This window comes from Kosakonia oryzae (genome assembly GCF_001658025.2).
GTDB classification, from domain to species: Bacteria; Pseudomonadota; Gammaproteobacteria; order Enterobacterales; family Enterobacteriaceae; genus Kosakonia; species Kosakonia oryzae.
This window is the reverse complement of sequence record NZ_CP014007.2, coordinates 106,660-129,754: the sequence shown is the minus strand read 5'-3', so window position 1 is coordinate 129,754 and position 23,095 is coordinate 106,660. Positions and strand designations below refer to the sequence as shown.

Genomic DNA, 23,095 nt, shown 5'->3' with positions numbered 1-23,095 from the left:
GTATGTTAAACATCGTATTATTTGAACCTGAAATCCCGCCCAATACCGGGAACATTATTCGCCTGTGCGCCAATACCGGTTTCAACCTGCACATTATCGAACCGATGGGTTTTACTTGGGACGATAAACGCCTGCGCCGCGCAGGGCTGGATTATCATGAGTTCGCTGCCGTGAAGCGCCACGCGGATTACGCTGCGTTTGTCGAAGCTCAGCAGCCGCAGCGCCTGTTTGCGCTCACCACTAAAGGCACCCCTGCACACAGCGCGGTCAGTTTTCAGGACGGAGATTATCTGATGTTTGGCCCGGAAACGCGCGGCCTGCCCGCCACGATCCTTGATGTGCTGCCGCCAGAGCAAAAAATCCGTATTCCGATGATGCCGGACAGCCGCAGCATGAATCTGTCAAATGCTGTATCCGTGGTGGTGTATGAAGCCTGGCGCCAGTTAGGCTATCCCGGCGCGGTGCTGCGGAGTTAACGGATTGTCGGATAGCGGCAATGCCTTATCCGACCTGGAAGTTGGTGTTAACGCGTCAATTTTTCTGGCGTTATTGGCAATGCCGGATTGAACACGGACAGCGCGGAAAAATCGCAGCGTACACAATGTACGTGAGGATTTTGAGCACTGCCCTGGTTCAAACTGGCGAGTAAAATAGCCGGAAAATTAGATCCCGTCGCCGTACTCAAACCCGTGGTTAATCCCATTAAAGTGCTGATCCATATCCATCGACGGTTTATCGCTTTCGGGTTTGCCCACGATGCGCGCCGGGACACCGGCCGCAGTGGTGTGCGGCGGCACGGGTTGTAGCACTACCGAACCGGCACCGATTTTCGCACCGCGCCCGACTTCAATATTGCCGAGAATTTTCGCTCCGGCACCAATCATCACCCCTTCACGGATCTTCGGATGGCGATCGCCGCTGGTTTTCCCGGTACCGCCGAGAGTAACCGACTGGAGAATCGAGACGTCGTCTTCAATGACGGCGGTTTCACCAACCACAATCCCGGTGGCGTGATCGAGCATAATACCGCGGCCGATTTTCGCCGCCGGGTGGATATCCACCTGGAAGCTCACCGACACCTGATTTTGCAGGAAAATTGCCAGCGCCTGGCGGCCCTGGGACCATAGCCAGTGACCAATGCGATAGGCTTGTAAGGCGTGAAAACCTTTCAGATAGAGCAGCGGCGTGGAGTATTTATCCACCGCCGGGTCGCGCGTGCGCACGGCCTGAATATCGCAGGCGGCGGAGGCGATCATTTCCGGATCGGCAGCGTAGGCTTCTTCCACCACTTCGCGGATGGCAATGGCCGGCATAATCGGCGACGCCAGTTTGTTCGCCAGCATATAACTCAGGGCGCTGCCCAGATTCTCGTGCTTGAGTAGCGTTGCATGATAAAAACTGGCCAGCATCGGCTCACACTCCGCCAGCGCCCGGGCTTCGGCTTTGATATTATTCCAGACCAGATCCAGTTCTTCACACGGCATTGCTTACTCCAGGAATATCTGCGTTTCAATAAACAAAAGTATTCAGGATGCGTCGAAGCAGCAAGCCCGTGCGCCCTGGCGCTTATACAAGCAACCGGGGGCACAGGCTCAGCCAACAAAGAGGCAACAAGAAGAAGTGTATTTAGTGATTGCTGCGTTCGTCTTTGCGAGCACGACCCAATAGCGTCAATGCTGCCTCGCGTGCATTCTTTCCGCAATACAATACCTGATAAATTTCCTCGGTTATTGGCATTTCAACGCCAAACCGGTGCGCCAGCGCGCGAACTTCTTTGGTATTGCGATAACCTTCCACCACCTGGCCAATTTTGTCCTGTGCGCTTTGCACATCCATTCCCTGGCCAAGCATCATGCCGAAGCGACGGTTACGCGACTGGTTGTCGGTACAGGTCAGCACCAGATCGCCTAACCCCGCCATGCCCATAAAGGTGGACGGATCGGCTCCCAGCGCCGCGCCAAGACGCGACATTTCCGTCAGACCGCGAGTGATCAGCGCCGTACGGGCATTCGCGCCAAAACCAATGCCATCAGACATTCCCGCGCCGATCGCAATCACGTTTTTCACCGCACCGCCAAGCTGCACGCCGATGAAATCCGGGTTGCTATAAACACGGAAGCTTTTGCCGCAGTGGAGAAGTTGCTGAAGATCTTCAGAAAATTGCGGATCGGTAGAAGCCAGCGAGATAGCCGTCGGCAAACCAGCCGCCAGTTCTTTGGCAAATGTCGGACCGGAGATCACCGCCAGCGGGATCGCCGAACCTAAAACTTCACGCGCCACGTCCTGTAGCAGTCGTCCGGTTTCCGCTTCCAGACCTTTCGTCGCCCACACAATACGTGCATCATCGCGCATCAGCGGCTTTATCTGTGACAGCACATCGCCAAAAACATGGCTGGGTACGACCACCAGAATATTGCGGCTGGCGGCCAGCGCTCGCGCGAGGTCGCTTTCTAATTGCAGCGAATCAGGAAAAGGCACATCGGGAAGAAACGCGGCATTGCAACGATCGTGTTGCAGGGTCGCGATATGTTTCGGGTCATGACCCCACAGCACAACCTGGTGGCCATTTCTTGCCAGCGTGATGGCAAGAGCGGTGCCGTAAGAGCCGGCACCGATCACAGTCATTGCAGCATTAAGTGCGTTCATCAGGCATCCTGATGTTGTTCAGCACCTTCGCCAGTCTGCTGTTGCAGGTAGTTCATGAACAGCGCATCAAAGTTAACCGGCGCAAGGTTCAGTTGCGGGAATGTACCGCGGGATACCAGGCTGGTGATGCATTCGCGGGCATACGGGAACAGAATGTTCGGGCAGTATGCACCCAGGCAATGCGCCATCTGCGTTCCTTCGATACCGTCGATAGAGAAGATACCGCCCTGCTGCACTTCGCACAGGAAGCCGGTTTCTTCACCGAGGGAAGCCGTTACAGTAACGCGCAATACGACTTCATAAACGCCTTCAGCCAGCTGCGTGGAGGCTGTGTCGAGATCCAGTTTCACTTCCGGCTGCCACTCTTTCTGGAAGACGTGCGGTGCATTCGGCGCTTCGAAAGAGATATCTTTCGTATAAATACGCTGAATCTGGAAAGTCATTTCGGTGTTGTTTTGTTCAGACATGAGTGAATAACCCTTAAGTGTTGTAGTGCTTTAAAAGCATTAACGTAAAAGCGGATCCAGCCCGCCACGCGCATCCAGCGCATATAAATCGTCACAGCCGCCAATGTGCTGTGCATCAATAAAAATCTGCGGAACCGTTGTACGGCCACTACGTTGAATCATCTCTTCACGTTTTACCATGTCGCCATCGATAGGCAGCTCAGCAAAAGCGACGCCTTTGCTGCTGAGCAGCGCTTTTGCACGATGGCAGAACGGACAGGTTGCTTTCGTGTAGATCTCAATATTGGCCATGACTTTAGTCTCCTGATGTCCCCTGCGAGCCGTAGCTCGCCGGAGCAATTATTTACCGCGAACCAGTGGCAGATTCTCACCGACCCAGCCTGAGATACCCTCTTTCAGCACAAAGACTTTCTCGAAGCCTGCTTTCACCAGCTCATTTGCCGGTGCCTGCGCCTGCATGCCAGTACCGTCAACAACGATAATTGGCGCGCTTTTGTGTTTCTCAAGCTCACCTACATTATTGGCTTTGATTTCGTTTGGCAGCAAATTAACTGAGCCTGCAATGTGCCCTTTTCGGAAATCATCACGCTGACGCAAATCCACAACAACAGCCTCTTCTTTGTTGATCAGGCGTGTGGCTTCGCCGCGAGAAATCACTTTTACTTTCGACGCCAGGCCTTTGAAAGTAGTGAATAATACAGCCCCGAATAACGCAATCCAGGCGATACACAGTATGGGGTTGCGGCTAATAAATTGCATAATTTCTTGCATCTGGGGTAACAGCTCCCGACTTAGTGATTAAAAAACCAGGAAAGGAGTATACCTGCGCAGTGTGGCAAATACAGCCAGCGAGCGCGATGGAATACATTTTCTGCGGAGTGTTACGAAAAAAAGAAAGAAACACCCGTAAATCAGCCTGCCAGGCAGCCGCTTTCTTTGATCTTCTGCGGCTATTTTATCGATTCAGCTGTAGTAAAATTACGCAAAATTTTTTTTGTCTTCTGAGCAAGAGGGTGTCGCAATGTCGGTTTCTAAAAAACCTATGGTACTGGTGATTCTGGATGGCTACGGCTACCGCGAAGACCAGCAGGATAACGCTATTTTCAACGCAAAGACCCCGGTAATGGACCAGCTGTGGGCAAAACGTCCGCACACCCTGATTGATGCGTCAGGCCTTGAAGTCGGCCTGCCGGATCGCCAGATGGGGAACTCCGAAGTCGGCCACGTCAACCTCGGCGCCGGTCGCATTGTTTATCAGGATCTGACCCGTCTGGACGTTGAAATTAAAGAACGTACCTTCTTCAGCAACCCGGTGCTGAGCGGCGCGGTGGATAAAGCCGTGGCAGCCGGTAAAGCCGTGCACATCATGGGCCTGCTTTCTGCAGGCGGCGTGCACAGCCACGAAGACCATATTATGGCGATGGTAGAACTGGCCGCAGAGCGCGGTGCTGACAAAATCTACCTGCATGCGTTCCTCGACGGTCGCGATACGCCGCCGCGCAGCGCTGAATCTTCACTGAAAAAATTCGAAGACAAGTTTGCCGCGCTGGGTAAAGGCCGCGTCGCTTCAATCATCGGCCGTTACTACGCTATGGATCGCGACAATCGCTGGGATCGCGTAGAACAGGCATATGATCTGATGACGCAAGCGAAAGGCGAGTTTACAGTCGACAGCGCTGTGGCAGGCCTGCAAGCGGCTTACGCTCGCGATGAAAACGATGAATTCGTCAAAGCAACCGTGATCCGTGCTGCAGGTCAGGCTGATGCCGCGATGCAGGATGGCGATGCGCTGATTTTCATGAACTTCCGTGCTGACCGCGCACGTGAAATTACCCGCGCTTTCGTTAATGCGGATTTCGATGGTTTTGCGCGTAAGAAAGTGGTTAACGTGAATTTCGTGATGCTGACGGAATATGCCGCCGACATCAAAACCGCTGTGGCGTATCCGCCAGCCTCTCTCGCTAACACGCTTGGCGAGTGGATGGCGAAGCACAACAAAACGCAGCTGCGCATCTCTGAAACAGAAAAATATGCGCATGTGACCTTCTTCTTTAACGGCGGTGTTGAAGAGCCGTTCCCGGGCGAAGACCGTATTCTGATCAACTCGCCAAAAGTGGCAACTTACGATTTGCAGCCGGAAATGAGCTCCGCCGAGCTGACCGAAAAATTGGTTGCGGCGATCAACAGCGGCAAATACGACACCATCATCTGTAACTACCCGAACGGCGATATGGTCGGTCATACCGGCGTATTCGATGCGGCAGTTGCCGCGGTTGAAGCGCTGGATCACTGCGTGGCAGAAGTGACCAAAGCGGTCGAAGCTGTGGGCGGTCAATTGCTGATCACCGCCGATCACGGTAACGCAGAGCAGATGCGCGACCCGGCTACCGGCCAGGCGCATACCGCACACACTAACCTGCCGGTGCCGCTGATCTATGTTGGCGATAAATCAGTGAAGGCTGTTGCAGGCGGAAAACTTTCCGATATCGCACCGACCATGCTGACGCTGATGGGCATGGAAATCCCGCAAGAGATGACTGGTAAGCCGCTGTTCATCGTGGAATAATCGCTCCCCATGAGGGGAAAGGCGATTTTTTCAATTACATGGGGCAGGTTCCGGCCCCTTCTCTGCGCCAGCGCACTCAGCGCTGGCGCATTGCTGTGCGCCGTTTCCGCCCATGCGGATGACCGCGACCAGCTCAAATCCATTCAGGCTGATATCGCCGAGAAAGAGCGCGCGGTACGCCAGCAACAGCAACAACGCTCCGGCCTTCTTGCCCAGCTTAAAGCGCAGGAACAGGCTATTTCCGCCGCCGCCCGCCAGCTGCGGGAAACCCAGAACACACTTGCGCAACTCAACCGCCAAATCGATGAGATGAATGCCTCGATCGCCAAACTGGAACGCCAGCGCGCGACGCAGGAACGCAACCTGGCAGCGCAACTTGATGCCGCGTTCCGCCAGGGGCCGCACACGGGCATTCAGTTGATTTTAAGCGGTGAAGAGAGCCAGCGCGGCCAGCGTTTACAGGCTTACTTCGGCTATCTCAACCAGGCACGCCAGGAAACGATCGCCCAGTTGAAGCAGACGCGTGAAGAAGTGGCAACGCAGAAAACCGAGCTGGAAGAGAAACAGAGCCAGCAACAAACCCTGCTTTACGAGCAAAAAGCGCAGCAGGCCAAGCTTGAGCAAGCCCGTAATGAGCGGCAGAAAACCCTTTCCGGGCTGGAATCCTCCATCCAGGAGGGGCAACAGCAGCTCAGCGAGATGCGCGCCAACGAATCCCGCTTGCGTGACCGCTTAGCCCGTGCGGAAGCGGCAGCCAAAGCGCGCGCCGATCGCGAAGCGCGTGAAGCGCAGGCCGTGCGCGATCGCCAGAAAGAAGCCAGCAGCAAAGGCACCACCTACAAACCTACTGAAAGCGAGCGTTCGCTGATGTCCCGTACCGGCGGGTTAGGCTCGCCTTCGGGCCAGGCAATCTGGCCAGTTCGCGGTCCGTTATTGCATCGTTATGGCGAACAGTTGCAGGGTGAGCTACGGTGGAAAGGGATTGTTATCGGTGCGTCTGAAGGCAGCGAAGTTAAAGCGATCGCCGATGGACGCGTGATCCTGGCCGACTGGCTACAGGGTTACGGCCTGGTGGTTGTGGTTGAACATGGTAAAGGCGATATGAGCCTTTACGGTTATAACCAGAGTGCCCTGGTCAGCGTCGGCACGCAGGTGCGCGCAGGCCAACCGATAGCCCTCGTAGGCAGCAGTGGCGGTCAGGGCCGGCCCTCACTCTATTTCGAAATTCGCCGTCAGGGTCAGGCGGTCAATCCACAGCCGTGGTTGGGAAGATAAGTTTTGCTTCAGTTTCGTCATCTTGTGCTTTCTCTCGCCGGTGCGCTGGCTTTCTCCGCGCCGGTTCTCGCCGGAAAACTGGCTATCGTTATCGACGACTTTGGTTACCGTCCTCAGACTGAAAATCAGGTGCTGGCGATGCCGCAGGCGGTTTCCGTTGCAGTGTTGCCCAACGCCACACATGCGCGGGAAATGGCGACCAAAGCCCACAACAGCGGCCATGAAGTGCTGATTCACCTGCCGATGGCACCGCTCAGCAAACAGCCGCTGGAAAAAGACACGCTGCGTCCGGAAATGAGCAGCGCGGAGATTGAACGTATTATCAGCGATGCCGTCAGCAAAGTGCCCTACGCCGTGGGGCTGAATAACCACATGGGCAGCGCCATGACGTCGAGCCTGTTCGGCATGCAGAAAGTGATGCAGGCACTGGAGCGCTATAACCTCTACTTTCTCGACAGCATGACTATCGGCAACAGCCAGGCGATGCGTGCAGCGACGGGAACCGGCGTAAAAGTGTTGAAGCGCAAAGTGTTTCTCGACGATACGCAAAACGAAGGCGATATTCGTCGTCAGTTTAACCGCGCCGTTGAACTGGCTCGCCGCAACGGTTCCGCGATTGCTATCGGTCATCCGCATCCGGCGACCGTCCGCGTTCTGCAACAGGTGCTATCCAGCCTGCCTGCGGATATCACGCTGGTGCGCCCGAGCAGCCTGCTGAATGAACCGCAGATCGATACATCAACGCCAAATACCACCGCGCCCGGCAGCATTACTCCGCCACCGCGTAACCCGTTCCGCGGTGTTAAACAGTGTAAAACGAAGCAAAAACCGCAGCCAGTTTATGCCAGCCGCTTCTTTAGCGTGGTGGGCGAAAGCATTAGCGACAGTTCGCTGGTTCACTATATGCAAAACCAGTGGCGCGGCTGGGGCAAAAAAGACTAATTTCTCTCGCTGGTTAACTGAGATTCAGCACAGGTGCCTGTTCGTTTTAAGCATCTCTATTGTGCAAGCAAAAGGTTAAGAAATGCCGCAACGACATAAGATTCTCCTGCTTGATACCGGTAAAGAGTGGGGTGGTGGTACAAACAGCATGCTTGAACTTCTGAAGCGTATCGATCGCCAGAAGTTCGATATCACATGCTGTTTTTACACTAATTACAGCCGCGCCCAGGAGCAAACTATCGAGCAGGTTTTACACAGCATCGGCATTCCGCTTATTGTCATCCCGCAGCGCAAGCAGCCCTGGTGGGCAAAACTCGCTAAAGAAACGGGCCGCGGGTTACTCTTTTTTTCCAGAGCTGCGCGTAAATCTTATACCCGTTATATCGACCGGCTGTGGCGCATTCAGCCGAATGTACACAGTATTGAGAGCTTATTGAAACAAGGTGGCTACGATACGCTGTACATGAACAACCAGCCAGGTTCCAACGAAGAAGGCTACCTTGCAGCGGCGAGGTTGCCAGTGCGCCTGATTCAACACTGCCGTATCGAGCCCGTGCTGAATGAACCTTTGGTGGCACTGGTGAACCGCTATGCCACGCAGATCATTGCCGTATCCCACGGCGTTGAACGCGTTTTGCTTCAGCATGGCGTTAAGCCGGAGCTCTGTACGACGGTAAATAACGCTATTGATATCCATCAGAAAATGCCGGACCGCCGCGCAATGCGCCAACAGTTGGGGCTGGATGATGAAACGTTTATTTTTGGCAGTATCGGCTCGCTGATCCCGCGCAAAGCGAACCATCATACTCTCAGCGCATTAAGTGCATTTAGCCAGCGCCACCCGCAGGCTAAATGGAAGATGATCATTGTTGGCGAAGGCGTGGAACGCGCCGCGCTGCTTAATCAGGCAAAATCACTGGGAATGGCGGATCGGGTCGTGTTTACCGGCTTTCAGAACCAGCCTTTTGACTACCTTTCCACTTTCGATGCCTTTATTCTGGCATCGCAAAGCGAAGGTCTACCGCGCGTTGTGCTGGAAGCCATGCTGTTAAAAATTCCCGTAATTGGATCCGCCGTGACCGGTACGGCCGAGCTTATCGAAGATCAGGTAACAGGATTATTGTTTCCGTGGAGTGATGTCGCTCAGCTTTCATCACATCTGGAGCAGGTATGGGCAAGCGAAACGCTGCGCTCGCAGCTGGTCACCAGAGCCTACGAAAATGTATGCCGTCATTACGCTATTGAGCATTACGTGGCTGGCGTTGAAGCCGTGCTAGCAACCCCTTCTTCAGAACGAGAGCGTCATGTTTAAATTTCTCAACTCCCGATACCGCCATATTACCGGCCGCCACAATATTCCTTACACGACGCTTTCTCCGAACGAGAAACGTGTTGCGGTGGATTCCGTCGTCATTCCCTGCACAGGCGCGGATTACGTTGAGGAAGCGCTGTTATCGGCAACCTTTGCCGAACGTTATGCGCAAGAGATAACGGAAATTGTCATTGTCAGCGACCAGCCAGCATCCGCATTTGGTCAGTTGCCCGCTAAAACGCGCATCGTGACGCTCGATCTGCCGAAACGTGAAGAGCATTATCGCTACAAACAAATTTACCTGAGCCGCCTGATTAAGCTGAATGCGCCTTTGCAGGCCAGGGGAGAAGGTATTTTGATGATCGATTCCGATCTGAATTTACTCAAAATGCCTGAAATCCGTATGACAGATATGCATATATATTCCAGCTTCCGCCAGGGGAAAATGATTGCCAAGCTGGACGGCGCGCCCGCAGAAAAGGTTCCTGCTTACTATAAAGAGACTGTGCGCCCGTATTTAGTGGATCACGTTAACGGCGCTTTTCTTGCGGCAACAAAAAAAACCTGGCGGCGTATTTGTCCGCTTTGGCTGACGTTGTTCCAGGATACCTGGGAACTGATGGACGATAGCCAGCCGCCAACCGATCAGCTGCCGCTCGCAGCGTTACTGGATTTGCTGGACCTAAAGACGATTAATTTGGGTGACTGGATGAACTGGCCGGTTTCCAAAAAAATCGGTGGTCAGGAAGCGGTTATTCCCAAAGAGGTTATTGGCGCCCATGGCGGTTTTCCGCTCTCCGAATGGCAAAAATATCTCGACTCGACAGATAATAAATTGCTTTTCAAAGGTCAGGACTATACGCGTAAAGTGCGTTATCTGACCGATCAAGAGAAGTTACAGAAATGACAAAGGGGCCGCGGCCCCTTTTATTGTTGAAATGTGCTGCACGGCTCTGGGCGGAGTGGCTGCCTTAAGTTGTTCTTTTCTCATGATCTTCCGTCGTTGCAGAGAATTTCTCTTCCTTGTGGGCATACCAGGCTTTGAAATATTTCATAAAGCTGTAGAGCGTGGCATACAGCCCGGTGGCAGCGCCCACTTTCCCTTCACGCCATGCGCCGCTAAACAGATACCATTTAAAAAAAGCCCCGATAGCGCTAATAATTCCCCGCAAAACAGAAGGCCGAATATCACGATATTTAACCAACCGCGAGGTGTAGCTATTTAGCTTATTAAACATCTCGTGCAGTGTATGAAACGTATCATGACGTACCCGGCCTGGTATTTTTTCGCAGGTCATCTCTCCGATGACCTGATCGTCAACCGGACGATCGTTAAAGCGTGCACACTGACGGTTAAATAAACGTACCGGAAAATCCGGTGAAGAAATGGGATAGAGCGTACGCACTTCTTTTCCCAGCACATACCAGTAACGGGGAAGTTGCCACGCCCGCTCAGGCGAGGGTTCCTCACCCGCTTTTAATTTAAGAATAGAGTTAATGACCTGCTCATCGAGTATTTCATCGCTATCCATGCACAGAACCCAGTCGTGAGCAGCAATACTAATGGCATAGTTCATTTGCCGTCCGTGCATATCGAAAGGACGATGATGAACATTTATTCCGTATTCCCGGCATATTTCCAGCGTTGCATCCGTACTACCGGAATCCACAACAACGAAATCATCTGCAATGACAATGAGCGGCGGCAGGACTTCCCGTAACAGGCGCGCCGAATTAAATGTCAGCAAACAGACCGATATTTTGAACATATCGCTCACCCGCAATGAAAGTTAAACCAATCATCAACAGCGTAGCCGAATTAATATTATCGGCCAGGTGAAATATTGCAGTTACACAGAATTGCGCGTCAGGAAGGTGAATTTTGTTGTAAAAAAGACGCCCGCAGGCGTCTTTTTTATTTATTCCCAGCTCAGAATCACCTTGCCGGATTGACCCGAGCGCATGGCATCGAAGCCCTGTTGGAAGTCGTCAACGCCGAAACGGTGAGTGATAATCGGTGAAAGATCCAGACCAGACTGAATCAACGCCGCCATCTTGTACCAGGTCTCAAACATTTCACGGCCGTAAATCCCTTTGATAAACAGTCCTTTGAAGATGACTTTGTTCCAGTCGATCGACATATCCGAAGGCGGAATACCGAGCATTGCGATGCGCCCGCCGTGGTTCATGGTATCGAGCATCGTACGGAATGCCGGTGGCGCGCCGGACATCTCGAGGCCCACATCGAACCCTTCGGTCATGCCCAGCTCTGCCATCACATCGGCCAGGCTCTCTTTGGCTACGTTCACGGCGCGGGTAACGCCCATTTTGCGAGCCAGTTCCAGGCGATACTCATTCACATCGGTGATCACCACATGACGGGCGCCGACATGCTTCGCCACGGCCGCCGCCATGATGCCAATCGGACCAGCGCCGGAGACCAGCACATCTTCCCCCACCAGATCGAAAGAGAGCGCGGTATGCACGGCGTTGCCAAACGGATCAAAAATAGAGGCCAGATCGTCAGAGATATTGTCCGGAATTTTAAATGCGTTAAACGCCGGGATCACCAGATACTCAGCAAAACAACCCGGACGATTTACGCCGACGCCAATGGTGTTGCGGCACAGATGCGTACGCCCGGCGCGGCAGTTACGGCAGTGGCCGCAGGTAATATGACCTTCACCGGAGACGCGATCGCCAATCTTGAAGCCTTTCACTTCCTGACCGATCCCCACCACTTCGCCGACATATTCGTGGCCCACCACCATCGGCACGGGAATGGTTTTTTTCGACCAGTCATCCCAGTTGTAAATATGCACGTCAGTACCGCAAATCGCGGTTTTACGAATTTTAATCAGCAGATCATTATGGCCGACTTCCGGTTCCGGGACGTCGGTCATCCAGAGGCCTTCTTCCGCTTTCAGTTTGGATAACGCTTTCATGTCAGGCCCTCAGGCAATCACACCCAGTTGTTTACCAATGCGGATAAACGCCGCCACCGCTCGTTCAATTTGCTCAGTGCTATGCGCCGCAGACATCTGCGTGCGGATACGCGCCTGGCCTTTTGGCACCACCGGGTAGAAGAAACCGGTGACGTAAATACCCTCTTTTTGCAGCTCGCGGGCAAAGTTTTGCGCCACGACCGCATCACCCAACATCACCGGGATAATGGCGTGATCGGCGCCTGCCAGCGTAAAGCCTGCGGCGGTCATTTTTTCGCGGAACAAGCGAGCGTTGGCCCACAGACGGTCACGCAACTCCGCGCCGGATGCCAGCATCTCCAGCACTTTAATGGAGGCGGCAACAATCGCCGGTGCCAGCGAGTTAGAGAACAGATAAGGGCGGGAACGCTGACGCAGCCACTCCACTACCTCTTTGCGCGCGGCGGTGTAACCGCCTGATGCGCCACCCAGCGCTTTGCCGAGCGTACCGGTGATGATGTCCACGCGCCCCATAACTTCGCAATACTCATGCGTACCGCGACCGTTCGCGCCGACAAAACCAACCGCGTGAGAGTCGTCCACCATCACCAGCGCGTCATATTTATCCGCCAGATCGCAAACGCCTTTCAGATTCGCAATCACGCCATCCATTGAGAACACGCCGTCGGTGGCAATCAGCACGTGACGAGCGCCCGCTTCACGCGCCTCTTTCAGGCGAGCTTCCAGCTCCTGCATATCGTTATTGGCATAGCGATAGCGCTTCGCTTTACACAAACGCACACCGTCGATGATCGACGCGTGGTTCAGCGCATCGGAAATAATGGCATCTTCCGCGCCGAGCAGCGTTTCAAACAGCCCGCCGTTGGCGTCGAAGCAGGAGGAGTAGAGAATGGAATCTTCCATGTCGAGAAACTCGGCCAGCTTCTGCTCCAGCACTTTGTGGCTGTCCTGAGTACCGCAAATAAAGCGCACCGACGCCATGCCGAAACCATGGCTGTCCATTCCCGCTTTCGCGGCGGCAATCAGTTCGGGGTGGTTGGCCAGGCCGAGGTAGTTATTGGCGCAGAAGTTAATGACGTGGCTACCATTCGCCACGGTGATATCAGCCTGTTGAGCCGACGTGATAATGCGTTCTTCTTTAAACAACCCTTCCGCCCGGGCGGTTTCCAGGTCATTCGTTAACTGTTGATAAAAATCCCCACGCATCGCAATTCTCCAGACTGGGCAAATTTCGGCACATCTTACCGAAAGCTATGCGGTGATACGAGATGACGCATCACCCATTATGTAATTTGTAGCATAAATCACGCATCGCTAAGCCCTTCTCTGGGGGAATGGCTGAAGGGGCAGCAATGTGATGGTATGATAAGAATTATTAGTGTCTGAGATTGTCTCAACGCTCCACTTTTCAAAGGTACAGTTATGATCATCGTTACCGGCGGCGCGGGTTTTATCGGCAGTAACATCGTTAAAGCCCTGAATGATAAAGGCATCACTGATATTCTGGTGGTGGACAACCTGAAAGACGGCACCAAGTTTGTCAATCTGGTTGACCTGCATATCGCCGACTACATGGATAAAGAAGACTTCCTGATCCAGATTATGGCCGGGGAAGAGTTCGGCGACATTGACGCGGTGTTCCACGAAGGCGCGTGCTCCTCCACGACAGAGTGGGACGGCAAGTACATGATGGATAACAACTATCAGTACTCTAAAGAACTGCTGCATTACTGCCTGGAACGTGAAATTCCCTTCCTGTACGCCTCTTCCGCAGCCACATACGGCGGTCGTACTTCCGACTTTATTGAATCCCGCGAGTATGAAAAACCGCTGAACGTTTACGGCTACTCAAAAATGCTGTTTGACGAATATGTGCGCAGCATTTTGCCGGAAGCGAATTCACCGGTGGTCGGTTTCCGCTACTTCAACGTTTATGGTCCGCGTGAAGGCCACAAAGGCAGCATGGCGAGCGTAGCTTTCCATCTCAATACCCAACTGAACAATGGTGAAAGCCCGAAACTGTTCGAAGGTAGCGATAACTTTAAGCGCGACTTCGTCTACGTTGGCGATGTGGCCGCCGTGAATCTGTGGTTCTGGGAAAACGGCGTTTCCGGCATTTATAACCTCGGCACTGGCCGCGCGGAATCTTTCCAGGCCGTTGCGGACGCGACGCTGGCTTACCATAAGAAAGGTTCTATTGAGTACATTCCGTTCCCGGAGAAACTGAAAGGCCGCTACCAGGCGTTTACTCAGGCGGATCTCACCAACCTGCGCAAAACGGGCTATGACAAGCCGTTTAAAACCGTTGCCGAAGGCGTAACCGAGTATATGGCCTGGCTGAACCGCGACGCGTAAGTATGAAAATTTTGGTCATTGGCCCGTCCTGGGTCGGCGACATGATGATGTCGCAAAGTCTCTATCGCACGCTCAAAGCGCGCTTTCCCCAGGCGATAATCGATGTGATGGCACCCGCGTGGTGCCGTCCTCTTTTATCACGTATGCCGGAAGTCAACGAAGCGATCCCGATGCCACTGGGCCACGGCGCGCTGGAAATTGGCGAGCGCCGTAAGCTGGGCCATAGCCTGCGGGAAAAACGCTATGACCGGGCATACGTCCTGCCAAACTCCTTTAAATCGGCGCTGGTCCCCTTCTTCGCCCGAATCCCTCATCGTACCGGCTGGCGTGGCGAGATGCGTTATGGCCTGCTGAACGATGCACGGGTACTGGATAAGCAAGCCTGGCCGCTGATGGTCGAACGCTACGTCGCGCTGGCCTACGACAAAGGCACCATGGCCTCGGCGAGGGATTTACCGCAGCCGCTGCTGTGGCCGCAGTTGCAGGTCAATGACGGGGAAAAATCACAGGCCTGTGCCGCGTTTGCCCTCTCAGCAGAGCGCCCGATAATTGGCTTCTGCCCCGGCGCGGAGTTCGGCCCGGCCAAACGCTGGCCGCACTATCACTATGCGGAACTGGCAAAGCAGTTGATTGACGAAGGTTATCAGGTGGTGCTGTTCGGTTCCGCGAAAGACCATGAAGCGGGCAACGAGATCCTCGCCGCGCTGAATATCGAGCAACAAGCCTGGTGCCGCAATCTGGCCGGGGAAACCCAGCTGGAACAAGCCGTGGTGTTGATCGCCGCCTGCAAAGCGGTTGTCTCCAACGACTCCGGTCTGATGCACGTCGCCGCCGCGCTCAACCGCCCGCTGGTGGCGCTGTATGGCCCAAGCAGCCCGGATTTTACCCCGCCGCTGTCGCACAAAGCGCGCGTCATCCGTTTGATTTCCGGCTATCACAAAGTGCGTAAAGGTGATGCTGCCGAAGGCTATCACCAGAGCCTGATCGATATTACGCCGCAACGCGTACTGGAAGAGTTAAATGCACTGCTGCTGGATGCGGAAGGATAATCAATGCGGGTATTGATCGTGAAAACCTCCTCGATGGGCGATGTGCTGCATACCTTGCCCGCGCTGACAGATGCCATGCAGGCGATTGCTGGGGTCCGCTTTGACTGGGTGGTCGAAGAGGGATTTGCCCAGATCCCCTCCTGGCATGCCGCCGTTGATCGCGTCATTCCGGTGGCAATCCGCCGCTGGCGTAAAGCCTGGTTTTCCGCGCCCATTGCGGCAGAGCGCAAAGCCTTCCGCGAAGCCGTGCAGGCCGAACGGTACGATGCCATCATTGATGCGCAAGGATTGGTGAAAAGCGCCGCGCTGGTCACCCGGCTGGCGCACGGAGTGAAACACGGGCTGGACTGGAGCAGCGCACGCGAGCCGCTGGCAAGCCTGTTTTACAATCGTCGCCACCACATCGCAAAACAGCAACATGCGGTGGAACGTATCCGCGAGCTGTTTGCCAAAAGCCTCGGTTACGCAAAACCGCAAACCCAGGGTGATTATGCGATTGCACGCCATTTTGCCGCTGCCGATACGGCGCATCCGCCGTATGCCATCTTTTTGCACGCCACCACCCGCGACGATAAACATTGGCCGGAGAACCGCTGGCGCGAGCTGCTGGCCTTAATGCAACCAAGCGGCATCCATATTAAACTCCCCTGGGGCGCAGAACATGAACGCCAACGAGCGGAACGGATGGCTGCAGGCTTTGATCATGTTGAAGTTTTGCCTAAACTTTCGCTGGCGCAGGTTGCGGCACAACTTGCCGGCGCGCAGACTGTCGTTTCCGTCGATACGGGGCTGAGCCACTTAACGGCCGCGCTCGATCGCCCTAATATCACGCTGTTTGGCCCAACCGATCCGGGGCTAATTGGCGGGTACGGCAAAAATCAGCATCAGGTGGTAAGCCCAACCGGGCGGATGGGAGATATAACAGCGGATGAGATTTTCACGTTTCTTCAGAACCACCAGCCACTGCGCGACAGAGATGCCTAATCAATGAGTTATATTTTTTTGCTGATTTTATTACTGCCGGTGAAAATTATCGGCAAGCTATCCCGTAAGAAAACCGGGCGCAATCTGGTCATTCAAACGGCTAAAATCGGCGATTTTATTAACGTGACCCCCTTACTGGCGTACCTGCAGAAAAGTGACGTACTGATGAGCCGAAGCGTCAGCATGCTGGCACAGCATGATGAGACCATTGAAACGGCTTTTTTTATTGAGCAGCGCAAACGCAATCTGTGGCAAAAACTCAGTTTCGCCTGTCATATCATGAACCGCTACGACAATGTTTATCTGCTGCAACCGAATAGCGCAAACCTGTTCTTTGCCGCTGTTTGTAATGCCAGTAATAAGCAATTCCTCAGTACCTACGCACGCAAGTGGTATCACTGGGTTTTCTATGCAACGGCAGACGGTATCGTCGATCATGGAAAAAAGACGCTGTCCGTAACCAACTATCTGCAACTGGCAGACCGCTCACTTTCCTGGGAGATGTCTCCCAAACACGCGACTAAACCGCTCTTCAGGCCTGCCGTCTATCCGGAGATCCTCGATAAACCTGGCGTCATTCGTATCGGTATCAGCATTTCCGCAGGTAACAAAGCCAAAACGGTTCCTCCGGTTATCTGGAAACGGATTGTTGATTGCCTGGCAACGCTACCCTGCGTGTTTTACGTGTTTGGAACGCCGAATGAACAGTCGTGGATGGATGACATTATCGCAGCCTACGGCAACTTCCCCAATTTCGTTAATATGATAGGTAAAGTCTCACTTGAAGAATTGCCCTGGGCTATTTCCAAAATGGACTGCTATATCGCTTCGGATTCGGGGAATATTTATATCGCCGATGCGGTTAATGTTCCGGTCGTTATGCTGTTCGGGCCGTGTTGTCATTACGAACAACGCCCCCTGGGCAAGACTCTTTTGATTGGTGATGATAAGAATATTTGCTCTTATGTTTTTGAAACACAATACTATTTTTCGCAGGATCGTGAGGAGTTATTCGCCGTTACTGATACCTCGCTTGAGCAGATTGAACAATTCATTCGTGAATTACCCAAAGCCAGCGCATTACTAAATGTTCGCGACGCACAAGGTAACTAATTCTATGGCTTTTCTTAGCGTCATCATCGCAGCACATAACGCTGAAAAAACACTTACCGCGACCCTTGAAAGCCTGCAGGCAGCAATCGACACATGTGCTGAAGATCTTGAAGTTATTATTTTTAACGACAGCTCAGAAGATGCAACGCAAACCATTATTGAGGCGTGGAAGGATAAACTCCCGCACGTTATTAGCCATCAGGTAAGCTACCGCAATGTCGGCCAGGTTCGTAATAGTGCTGTTTCCCTGGCCTCGGGTGAATACATCACCATGCTCGATAGTGATGACCAGCTAAAACCCAATAGTCTGCGTGATGCAGTGAATTTCCTCAAAGCACAGCAGCCAGATATGCTATTGACGCGTTTGCTTGAGATCCGCGATACCAGCAAAATTTCCACCTCGTGGCAGGGTTTTAATCCGATACCGTTATCAACCCATGATGCCGTGCGACGTTTTCTGCTGCATAAAGATTTTCAGGCGCATCTTATTGGGCAGTTTATACGCCGGGAGCTCTATAACAGCAATCCTATTCCTGCAATGATTTGTTATGAAGATTTTGCTGTCTTTCCCGGGATGTTGATGCAGGCTAAGAAAATATTTTATCAGCGTCAGGGATATTATTATTACATTAAACGTAACGACAGCCTCTCCAGCACCCTGAACGCCAGCAAAATTGCGCCGCTTATTGAATGTACGTTACAGATGGAAAAAACCTTTCCACGTCAATTCCGGCACCTGGTTAATTGCCACTGGTTTGATATTTACAGTAATCATAAAAAATATCTTACTGATAAACAGTTGCTCATAGTCAGGCAGCGTGTCAGCGAGCTTTATTCGCTTTCATTTTATCTGTCCAGCGATGTTCGTTTCAGCTATAAAAAAAGGGTCATTGAGGCACTATGGAAAAAGTAAGATTACGGCTTTATCAGTTCACACTTGTTTTAGCATTTGCCTCGGTGGCACTTGCCCTTGTCAATTCAGGCATGCAGAGACAATGCTTTTATATTGCCGTATACGCCAGTATTATTGGCTTACTTTTTGAATACAAAAGAATTTCTCTTCGTCCTTTTAGCATCGCACTGCCAATTTTACTTATCGGCGTGTTAAATCTGGCGTGGTACTTCATTTATGAGTACCAGACGGAAGGCATTAACAGATATAGCGACTACCTTGGCGCCAGCAAGAAGCTGATGCTGGCAAGTTTGTTAGTTTTCTATGTTGACCGATTTAAGTGCTATATAACCAAAGAGAACTTCCAGAAATATTTTCTGATCGCCACGGCAACGGGTTTTACGCTGGCAACGGCTTACGGCCTGTGGCAAGCCTCACAGAAAGTGGATCGCGTTATGATGGCGATTGATCGCCCAACCGTGGCCGCTTATGTATATTCCGTTCTTTCGTTGGCCTTCGTTTATAGCCTCTATTTGCAGCAAAGCGTAAAACTCTACGTGCTGGCTGGCGTTACTATTTTGCTTTCCTGGTTCATTATTCTGCTGACCGGTACGCGAGCGGCCATGGGTCTGTATTTAATTCTGGCCATTGTGCTGACACTTTACCATTTCCGTAAATTCCATCTTAAATCCATGGTGATTTTTTGCTGCATCGTGGCAGGTATTTTCCTCGTAAGCTATAAGCCGCTGATTGCGCCTAAGATTGCACAAACGCAATCGGAGATTGAGGATTACCAGCAGGGCCAGGATGGCACTTCGCTCGGCGCGCGCTTCTCCATGTGGATTATTGGCGTACAAAACGGCCTTGCACATCCATTGGGGCAATCCATCGGGAGCCGTGAAGTCTGGTCGCAGAATTACGTCAAAGAGGGGCATCCTCATCTTGTGGCCTCGCTGCACTACATCAGGATTCATTTGCACAATGAATTTATCGAGAAGTACTCGCTTCAGGGTATCCCGGGATTGCTGCTGCTCTTGTTCTTCTTTATTTCGGTGATTGCTAACGCCATCCGCAATAATAACGGGTTGCTGTTGGTAACGGTGCTGCTTTTGCTACTGTACGGAATGACTGACGTCATACTTCTGAGTTCGGAGGCGGTGCTATTCTTTATGGCCATCTTTGCGCTGGCCACATCCTTTTCGCGAAAGGAAGCGTGACGATAAAAAAATGCCCGATAAATCGGGCATTTTTTATTTCTGCTGCTGATAAAACCCGGCCAGCGTCATACCTTGTGTTCTGGCAGCCAGCCACTCAAACAACTCTTCAAGATCCCGGTACAGCCCCTCGATCGCGGCTTCATCCTTAAAGGTTGGGCTGCCGCCCGGCATAAATTCCGATGAATGCAGCATAAACTCGACGTATCCATTCCCTTGCGCCAGACATTTTTGCGCAACATCAATCATCTGTGCTGTATTCCCGCCGGAAGGGCGTAGCCAGTTCACCGAAGGCGAACGGTATTTGCCGCGCAACCGATCGTAACTCTGCTTAATCGCATTGAGCCACGCGGGATGCTTATATTGAATGCTCATCGGAACCTCAAGCAGAGAACTGGTTCCGGGCTTAGAAATATCATCAACATCAAGGAAATAGGCGTGTTGCGGGAAGTGCTGGTAATCCGTACCGCCAAAACCTTGCGGCGCGCCTTTCGCATTGCGCCAGTTAACACGAGGTGTAACCGAACAGTCTACTTGGTAGCCCAGTTCGATAAGCAATTTCGCGTAGCGGCTGTCGAACGCCCAGCGTCCGGCGCGATGACTCAACATTTTGGTGCTGAATGTATCCTCAAGTAACTGCGTCATAAAACAGACTTTTTCACGCAATACTGCCGAGGGATACTCAATCAGATAGGGCTGCCAGCGCCAGTCATCGCCCGTTAAATCATGATCCGGGGGGCTATTCCACGCATGAAGGTGCATGCCAACCTCCCCTTCCCCCCGGGCAATGACATCTTTCGCGAACTCAACAAACACCGGATCGGTTGCCATTTCATAATTGGTTAGCCAGACAGGTTTAAACCCGAAACGCTCACACAATGACTGAAAACGTGCCAGATACCGCGCGTTCTCCGTTTTGATCTCGCGGCGATTTTGCCAGAGGTTATCACCCTCTGTATCAATCGTGATGATAAACGCCGGTTTATCCATATTTAGCCCAGGTAAAATAAAGGTCAGCGCTATGTTACGCACTCTCATCACAATGAGTAAACCCTTAGAGATAAAATCCTGACGGCATGGAGAAAGAGTGCAAGACAACAGCAGGTCTATTAGAATTGCAGGCAGGTTGTTGCCGATAAGACGATGATGAATAACATACTGAATACGCCTGATTTACGCATTTTATTGATTAAGCTTCGTCATCATGGCGACATGCTGCTGACGACACCGGTGATAAACTCGCTTCGCCAGCGCTTGCCGGGCGCGCAAATTGATGTCCTGCTGTACGAAGAAACACGCGATATGCTGGCAGCGCACCCGGCGATTAATACGATTTATGGTATCGATCGCAAATGGAAGCAACTTGGTACGCTCAAACATTTGCAAAAAGAGTGGCAGTTGCTGTGCGCCCTCAGGGCCCGCCAATATCATCTGGTGATAAACCTTGCCGATCAATGGCGCAGCGCTATCGTTACTCGCTTTACCGGCGCACCGGTTCGTCTCGGCTTCGGCTTCAATAAGCGTAAAAACGCCTTTTGGCGCTTTTGTCATACCGAACTGGTTTCCGTTGCAAACCATAATGCGCTGCATACCGTCGAGCAGAATTTATCTATTCTTTCTCCCTTATCGGTTCCTCCCGTTTCCACAGTGACGATGAGTTACAGCGCGGATGACTGGAATGTCGCCCGGCAACAGCTGGCAGCACAGGGCATCAGCGATCGCTATATCGTCATTCAGCCGACATCACGCTGGTTCTTCAAGTGCTGGGATGAAAACAAAATGGCGCAAACTATCACGGCGCTGCGGCAGGAAGGCCATACCATTGTGTTGACGGCCGGACCGGATAAAAAAGAGCTGTCGATGGTCGATAGGATCCTTAGCGCATCGCCGCAGACCGGCGTTATCTCGCTGGCAGGCCAGCTCTCGCTGCGCCAGCTTGCGTCGCTTATCGATCATGCCGACCTGTTTATCGGCGTTGATTCTGTGCCCATGCATATGGCCGCAGCATTGCAAACACCCTGCGTTGCGCTTTTCGGCCCGTCAAAACTCACGTTCTGGTCGCCCTGGCAGGTCAATGGCGAAGTGATCTGGGCGGGTAATTTTGGACCGCTTCCCGACCCTGACGCCGTTGATACCAAAACCAGTGAACGTTATCTCGATGCCATCCCCGTTGATGCGGTTGTCGATGCAGCGAAGAGGTGTCTGGCATGAAACGTCATCGTCTGGCTATTGTTCGTCAAAAATATCGTCCTGATGGCGGAGCGGAGCGCTTTGTTTCCCGTGCGCTCATGGCGCTGGGTGATCAGGATCTGGAATTAAACGTCATCACCCGCGAATGGCAAGGGGAGCGCCAGGACGACTGGCACATCCATATTTGCAATCCTGCCAAATGGGGGCGTATTAGCCGGGAACGGGGCTTTGCTAACGCTGCGCGCGCGCTATGGCAGGAGCAGCAATTTGATATCGTTCAGAGTCACGAGCGTATTGCGGGATGCGATATCTATCGCGCCGGCGACGGCGTGCACCAACGTTGGCTCCAGCAGCGTTCGCGTATTCTTCCCGGTTGGCGTGCCAAAATGCTGATGCATGACCGCTATCACCGCTATGTCATGCACGCCGAACGCGAAATGTATCAATCGCCAGAGCTGAAAGCCGTCATCTGCAATGCGGAGATGATTAAGCGGGAAATCATCGAAGACTTTTCCGTTGACGCAAAAAATATTCACGTCATTTATAATTCAATAGATTCCAGCCGTTTCATTCCGGCGGAGAGCGCACAGCGTGCAGCGTTGCGCCAGCAGTATGGGCTTCCTGCTGCGGCAACTGTTTTTTGCTTTGTTGGCTCAGGTTTTGAACGAAAAGGCCTCGCGGCGGCGATTGAGGCGGTAGCAGGGACTACGGCTTATCTGATTGTCATAGGCCAGGATAAAGCAGAAAAGCGTTATCAGGCGCTTGCCCAGTCACTGGGCTGTAAAGAACAGATCCGGTTTATGGGTATGCAAAAAGAGACGTTGCCTTTTTATCAACTTTCCGATGGCCTGTTGCTACCAACGTTGTATGATCCTTTCCCAAACGTCATTCTGGAAGCGATGGCATGCGGTTTACCCGTCATCACTTCGAATAGCTGCGGTGGAGCGGAATTTATAGAACAAGGAAGGAATGGTTTCTTCTGTGATGCCCTTGATATCGGCAGGTTAAGAGAGGCTGTGATGGCCATTCCATCACTGGAAAAGAGTAATGACATGGGCAGGAAAGCCCGCGATAAGGTTAAGGACTCAACCCCAGGAAAGCTGTCAAGCCAGCTAATTTCGCTTTATCAAAATATTCTGGATTAA

Annotated in this window: 23 protein-coding genes; 14 read left to right on the top strand and 9 right to left on the bottom strand. The window is 52.7% G+C overall.

Annotated elements, in window-relative coordinates; all coding sequences use genetic code 11:
* Positions 1 to 2 precede the first annotated feature (2 nt).
* A complete protein-coding gene (gene trmL, locus AWR26_RS00635) occupies positions 3 to 476 on the top strand; it encodes a tRNA (uridine(34)/cytosine(34)/5-carboxymethylaminomethyluridine(34)-2'-O)-methyltransferase TrmL (RefSeq protein ID WP_064562785.1) in 474 nt (157 codons plus the stop codon).
* 186 nt (positions 477 to 662) lie between these two features.
* On the opposite strand, the gene cysE is transcribed toward trmL, so the two are convergent.
* The 5 genes from cysE to AWR26_RS00610 form a co-directional block, all read right to left on the bottom strand.
* Positions 663 to 1,484, bottom strand: coding sequence for a serine O-acetyltransferase (cysE, locus tag AWR26_RS00630; protein ID WP_007369520.1), 822 nt, complete (start codon positions 1,482 to 1,484; stop codon positions 663 to 665).
* A 142-nt stretch (positions 1,485 to 1,626) separates the two neighbouring features.
* Positions 1,627 to 2,646 carry an NAD(P)H-dependent glycerol-3-phosphate dehydrogenase gene (gene gpsA / locus AWR26_RS00625; protein WP_007369519.1) on the bottom strand — a complete coding sequence of 340 codons (1,020 nt, stop codon included), beginning with the start codon at positions 2,644 to 2,646 and terminating at the stop codon, positions 1,627 to 1,629.
* Positions 2,646 to 3,113: a protein-export chaperone SecB gene (gene secB / locus AWR26_RS00620; protein ID WP_007369518.1), complete on the bottom strand. Its 468-nt coding sequence runs from the start codon at positions 3,111 to 3,113 to the stop codon at positions 2,646 to 2,648. The genes gpsA and secB overlap by 1 nt, the downstream gene beginning before the upstream one ends.
* Positions 3,114 to 3,152: 39 nt before the next feature.
* Positions 3,153 to 3,404 carry a glutaredoxin 3 gene (grxC, locus tag AWR26_RS00615; protein ID WP_007369517.1) on the bottom strand — a complete coding sequence of 84 codons (252 nt, stop codon included), beginning with the start codon at positions 3,402 to 3,404 and terminating at the stop codon, positions 3,153 to 3,155.
* Positions 3,405 to 3,452: 48 nt separating this feature from the next.
* A complete protein-coding gene (locus AWR26_RS00610; RefSeq protein ID WP_064562782.1) occupies positions 3,453 to 3,884 on the bottom strand; it encodes a rhodanese-like domain-containing protein in 432 nt (143 codons plus the stop codon).
* A 250-nt stretch (positions 3,885 to 4,134) separates the two neighbouring features.
* Between AWR26_RS00610 and gpmM the strand changes: the two genes are divergently transcribed.
* From gpmM to AWR26_RS00585, 5 genes are all read left to right on the top strand, one after another.
* Complete coding sequence (gene gpmM, locus AWR26_RS00605) at positions 4,135 to 5,679, top strand: 2,3-bisphosphoglycerate-independent phosphoglycerate mutase (RefSeq protein ID WP_064562779.1); 1,545 nt, start codon at positions 4,135 to 4,137, stop codon at positions 5,677 to 5,679.
* Between the two features lie 9 nt (positions 5,680 to 5,688).
* Entirely contained in the window at positions 5,689 to 6,954 is a 1,266-nt protein-coding gene (envC, locus tag AWR26_RS00600; protein ID WP_043956100.1) for a murein hydrolase activator EnvC, read from the top strand.
* A 3-nt stretch (positions 6,955 to 6,957) separates the two neighbouring features.
* Positions 6,958 to 7,896 carry a divergent polysaccharide deacetylase family protein gene (locus tag AWR26_RS00595; protein ID WP_064562776.1) on the top strand — a complete coding sequence of 313 codons (939 nt, stop codon included), beginning with the start codon at positions 6,958 to 6,960 and terminating at the stop codon, positions 7,894 to 7,896.
* Between the two features lie 82 nt (positions 7,897 to 7,978).
* Complete coding sequence (locus tag AWR26_RS00590; protein ID WP_064562773.1) at positions 7,979 to 9,208, top strand: glycosyltransferase; 1,230 nt, start codon at positions 7,979 to 7,981, stop codon at positions 9,206 to 9,208.
* The gene (locus AWR26_RS00585; protein ID WP_064562770.1) at positions 9,201 to 10,115 is read left to right on the top strand and encodes a hypothetical protein; all 915 of its coding nucleotides are present in this window, start codon (positions 9,201 to 9,203) and stop codon (positions 10,113 to 10,115) included. Before AWR26_RS00590 ends, AWR26_RS00585 begins: the two co-directional genes overlap by 8 nt.
* Before the next feature lie 64 nt (positions 10,116 to 10,179).
* Here the strand turns inward: AWR26_RS00585 and AWR26_RS00580 are convergent, their stop codons facing one another.
* From AWR26_RS00580 to kbl, 3 genes are all read right to left on the bottom strand, one after another.
* Positions 10,180 to 10,977, bottom strand: coding sequence for a glycosyltransferase family 2 protein (locus AWR26_RS00580; RefSeq protein ID WP_064562767.1), 798 nt, complete (start codon positions 10,975 to 10,977; stop codon positions 10,180 to 10,182).
* A gap of 150 nt (positions 10,978 to 11,127) precedes the next feature.
* Entirely contained in the window at positions 11,128 to 12,153 is a 1,026-nt protein-coding gene (tdh, locus tag AWR26_RS00575; protein WP_007369509.1) for an L-threonine 3-dehydrogenase, read from the bottom strand.
* Between the two features lie 9 nt (positions 12,154 to 12,162).
* Positions 12,163 to 13,359: a glycine C-acetyltransferase gene (gene kbl, locus AWR26_RS00570; RefSeq protein ID WP_064562763.1), complete on the bottom strand. Its 1,197-nt coding sequence runs from the start codon at positions 13,357 to 13,359 to the stop codon at positions 12,163 to 12,165.
* 216 nt (positions 13,360 to 13,575) lie between these two features.
* Between kbl and rfaD the strand changes: the two genes are divergently transcribed.
* Genes rfaD through AWR26_RS00540 form a run of 6 tightly spaced genes read left to right on the top strand, consistent with a single transcriptional unit; the run spans position 13,576 to position 19,763 of the window.
* Complete coding sequence (rfaD, locus tag AWR26_RS00565) at positions 13,576 to 14,508, top strand: ADP-glyceromanno-heptose 6-epimerase (RefSeq protein ID WP_064562760.1); 933 nt, start codon at positions 13,576 to 13,578, stop codon at positions 14,506 to 14,508.
* Between the two features lie 2 nt (positions 14,509 to 14,510).
* Positions 14,511 to 15,557 carry an ADP-heptose--LPS heptosyltransferase RfaF gene (rfaF, locus tag AWR26_RS00560; protein WP_064562757.1) on the top strand — a complete coding sequence of 349 codons (1,047 nt, stop codon included), beginning with the start codon at positions 14,511 to 14,513 and terminating at the stop codon, positions 15,555 to 15,557.
* Positions 15,558 to 15,560: 3 nt separating this feature from the next.
* Positions 15,561 to 16,541, top strand: coding sequence for a lipopolysaccharide heptosyltransferase RfaC (rfaC, locus tag AWR26_RS00555; protein ID WP_064562755.1), 981 nt, complete (start codon positions 15,561 to 15,563; stop codon positions 16,539 to 16,541).
* 3 nt (positions 16,542 to 16,544) lie between these two features.
* Positions 16,545 to 17,654: a glycosyltransferase family 9 protein gene (locus AWR26_RS00550; RefSeq protein ID WP_064562752.1), complete on the top strand. Its 1,110-nt coding sequence runs from the start codon at positions 16,545 to 16,547 to the stop codon at positions 17,652 to 17,654.
* A 4-nt stretch (positions 17,655 to 17,658) separates the two neighbouring features.
* Positions 17,659 to 18,567 (top strand): glycosyltransferase family 2 protein, encoded by a 909-nt coding sequence (locus tag AWR26_RS00545; RefSeq protein ID WP_064562750.1) that lies wholly within the window; start codon positions 17,659 to 17,661, stop codon positions 18,565 to 18,567.
* Entirely contained in the window at positions 18,555 to 19,763 is a 1,209-nt protein-coding gene (locus AWR26_RS00540; RefSeq protein WP_064562744.1) for an O-antigen ligase family protein, read from the top strand. The genes AWR26_RS00545 and AWR26_RS00540 overlap by 13 nt, the downstream gene beginning before the upstream one ends.
* A gap of 33 nt (positions 19,764 to 19,796) precedes the next feature.
* Here AWR26_RS00540 and AWR26_RS00535 read toward each other — a convergent pair whose 3' ends face one another.
* Entirely contained in the window at positions 19,797 to 20,750 is a 954-nt protein-coding gene (locus AWR26_RS00535) for a polysaccharide deacetylase family protein (RefSeq protein WP_064568933.1), read from the bottom strand.
* A gap of 153 nt (positions 20,751 to 20,903) precedes the next feature.
* Between AWR26_RS00535 and rfaQ the strand changes: the two genes are divergently transcribed.
* Complete coding sequence (gene rfaQ / locus AWR26_RS00530; protein ID WP_064562741.1) at positions 20,904 to 21,971, top strand: putative lipopolysaccharide heptosyltransferase III; 1,068 nt, start codon at positions 20,904 to 20,906, stop codon at positions 21,969 to 21,971.
* A complete protein-coding gene (locus tag AWR26_RS00525; RefSeq protein WP_064562738.1) occupies positions 21,968 to 23,095 on the top strand; it encodes a glycosyltransferase family 4 protein in 1,128 nt (375 codons plus the stop codon). The genes rfaQ and AWR26_RS00525 overlap by 4 nt, the downstream gene beginning before the upstream one ends.

Coding starts and splice junctions, on each gene's coding strand:
- AWR26_RS00585 (WP_064562770.1), top strand. CDS start 9,201: ATGTTTAAATTTCTCAACTCCCGATACCGCCATATTACCGGCCGCCAC.
- trmL (WP_064562785.1), top strand. CDS start 3: ATGTTAAACATCGTATTATTTGAACCTGAAATCCCGCCCAATACCGGG.
- AWR26_RS00525 (WP_064562738.1), top strand. CDS start 21,968: ATGAAACGTCATCGTCTGGCTATTGTTCGTCAAAAATATCGTCCTGAT.
- kbl (WP_064562763.1), bottom strand. CDS start 13,359: ATGCGTGGGGATTTTTATCAACAGTTAACGAATGACCTGGAAACCGCC.
- rfaQ (WP_064562741.1), top strand. CDS start 20,904: ATGATGAATAACATACTGAATACGCCTGATTTACGCATTTTATTGATT.
- rfaF (WP_064562757.1), top strand. CDS start 14,511: ATGAAAATTTTGGTCATTGGCCCGTCCTGGGTCGGCGACATGATGATG.
- cysE (WP_007369520.1), bottom strand. CDS start 1,484: ATGCCGTGTGAAGAACTGGATCTGGTCTGGAATAATATCAAAGCCGAA.
- rfaC (WP_064562755.1), top strand. CDS start 15,561: ATGCGGGTATTGATCGTGAAAACCTCCTCGATGGGCGATGTGCTGCAT.
- AWR26_RS00535 (WP_064568933.1), bottom strand. CDS start 20,750: ATGGATAAACCGGCGTTTATCATCACGATTGATACAGAGGGTGATAAC.
- AWR26_RS00540 (WP_064562744.1), top strand. CDS start 18,555: ATGGAAAAAGTAAGATTACGGCTTTATCAGTTCACACTTGTTTTAGCA.
- AWR26_RS00610 (WP_064562782.1), bottom strand. CDS start 3,884: ATGCAAGAAATTATGCAATTTATTAGCCGCAACCCCATACTGTGTATC.
- secB (WP_007369518.1), bottom strand. CDS start 3,113: ATGTCTGAACAAAACAACACCGAAATGACTTTCCAGATTCAGCGTATT.
- envC (WP_043956100.1), top strand. CDS start 5,689: ATGAGGGGAAAGGCGATTTTTTCAATTACATGGGGCAGGTTCCGGCCC.
- AWR26_RS00590 (WP_064562773.1), top strand. CDS start 7,979: ATGCCGCAACGACATAAGATTCTCCTGCTTGATACCGGTAAAGAGTGG.
- gpsA (WP_007369519.1), bottom strand. CDS start 2,646: ATGAACGCACTTAATGCTGCAATGACTGTGATCGGTGCCGGCTCTTAC.
- tdh (WP_007369509.1), bottom strand. CDS start 12,153: ATGAAAGCGTTATCCAAACTGAAAGCGGAAGAAGGCCTCTGGATGACC.
- AWR26_RS00580 (WP_064562767.1), bottom strand. CDS start 10,977: ATGTTCAAAATATCGGTCTGTTTGCTGACATTTAATTCGGCGCGCCTG.
- AWR26_RS00550 (WP_064562752.1), top strand. CDS start 16,545: ATGAGTTATATTTTTTTGCTGATTTTATTACTGCCGGTGAAAATTATC.
- AWR26_RS00545 (WP_064562750.1), top strand. CDS start 17,659: ATGGCTTTTCTTAGCGTCATCATCGCAGCACATAACGCTGAAAAAACA.
- grxC (WP_007369517.1), bottom strand. CDS start 3,404: ATGGCCAATATTGAGATCTACACGAAAGCAACCTGTCCGTTCTGCCAT.
- gpmM (WP_064562779.1), top strand. CDS start 4,135: ATGTCGGTTTCTAAAAAACCTATGGTACTGGTGATTCTGGATGGCTAC.
- rfaD (WP_064562760.1), top strand. CDS start 13,576: ATGATCATCGTTACCGGCGGCGCGGGTTTTATCGGCAGTAACATCGTT.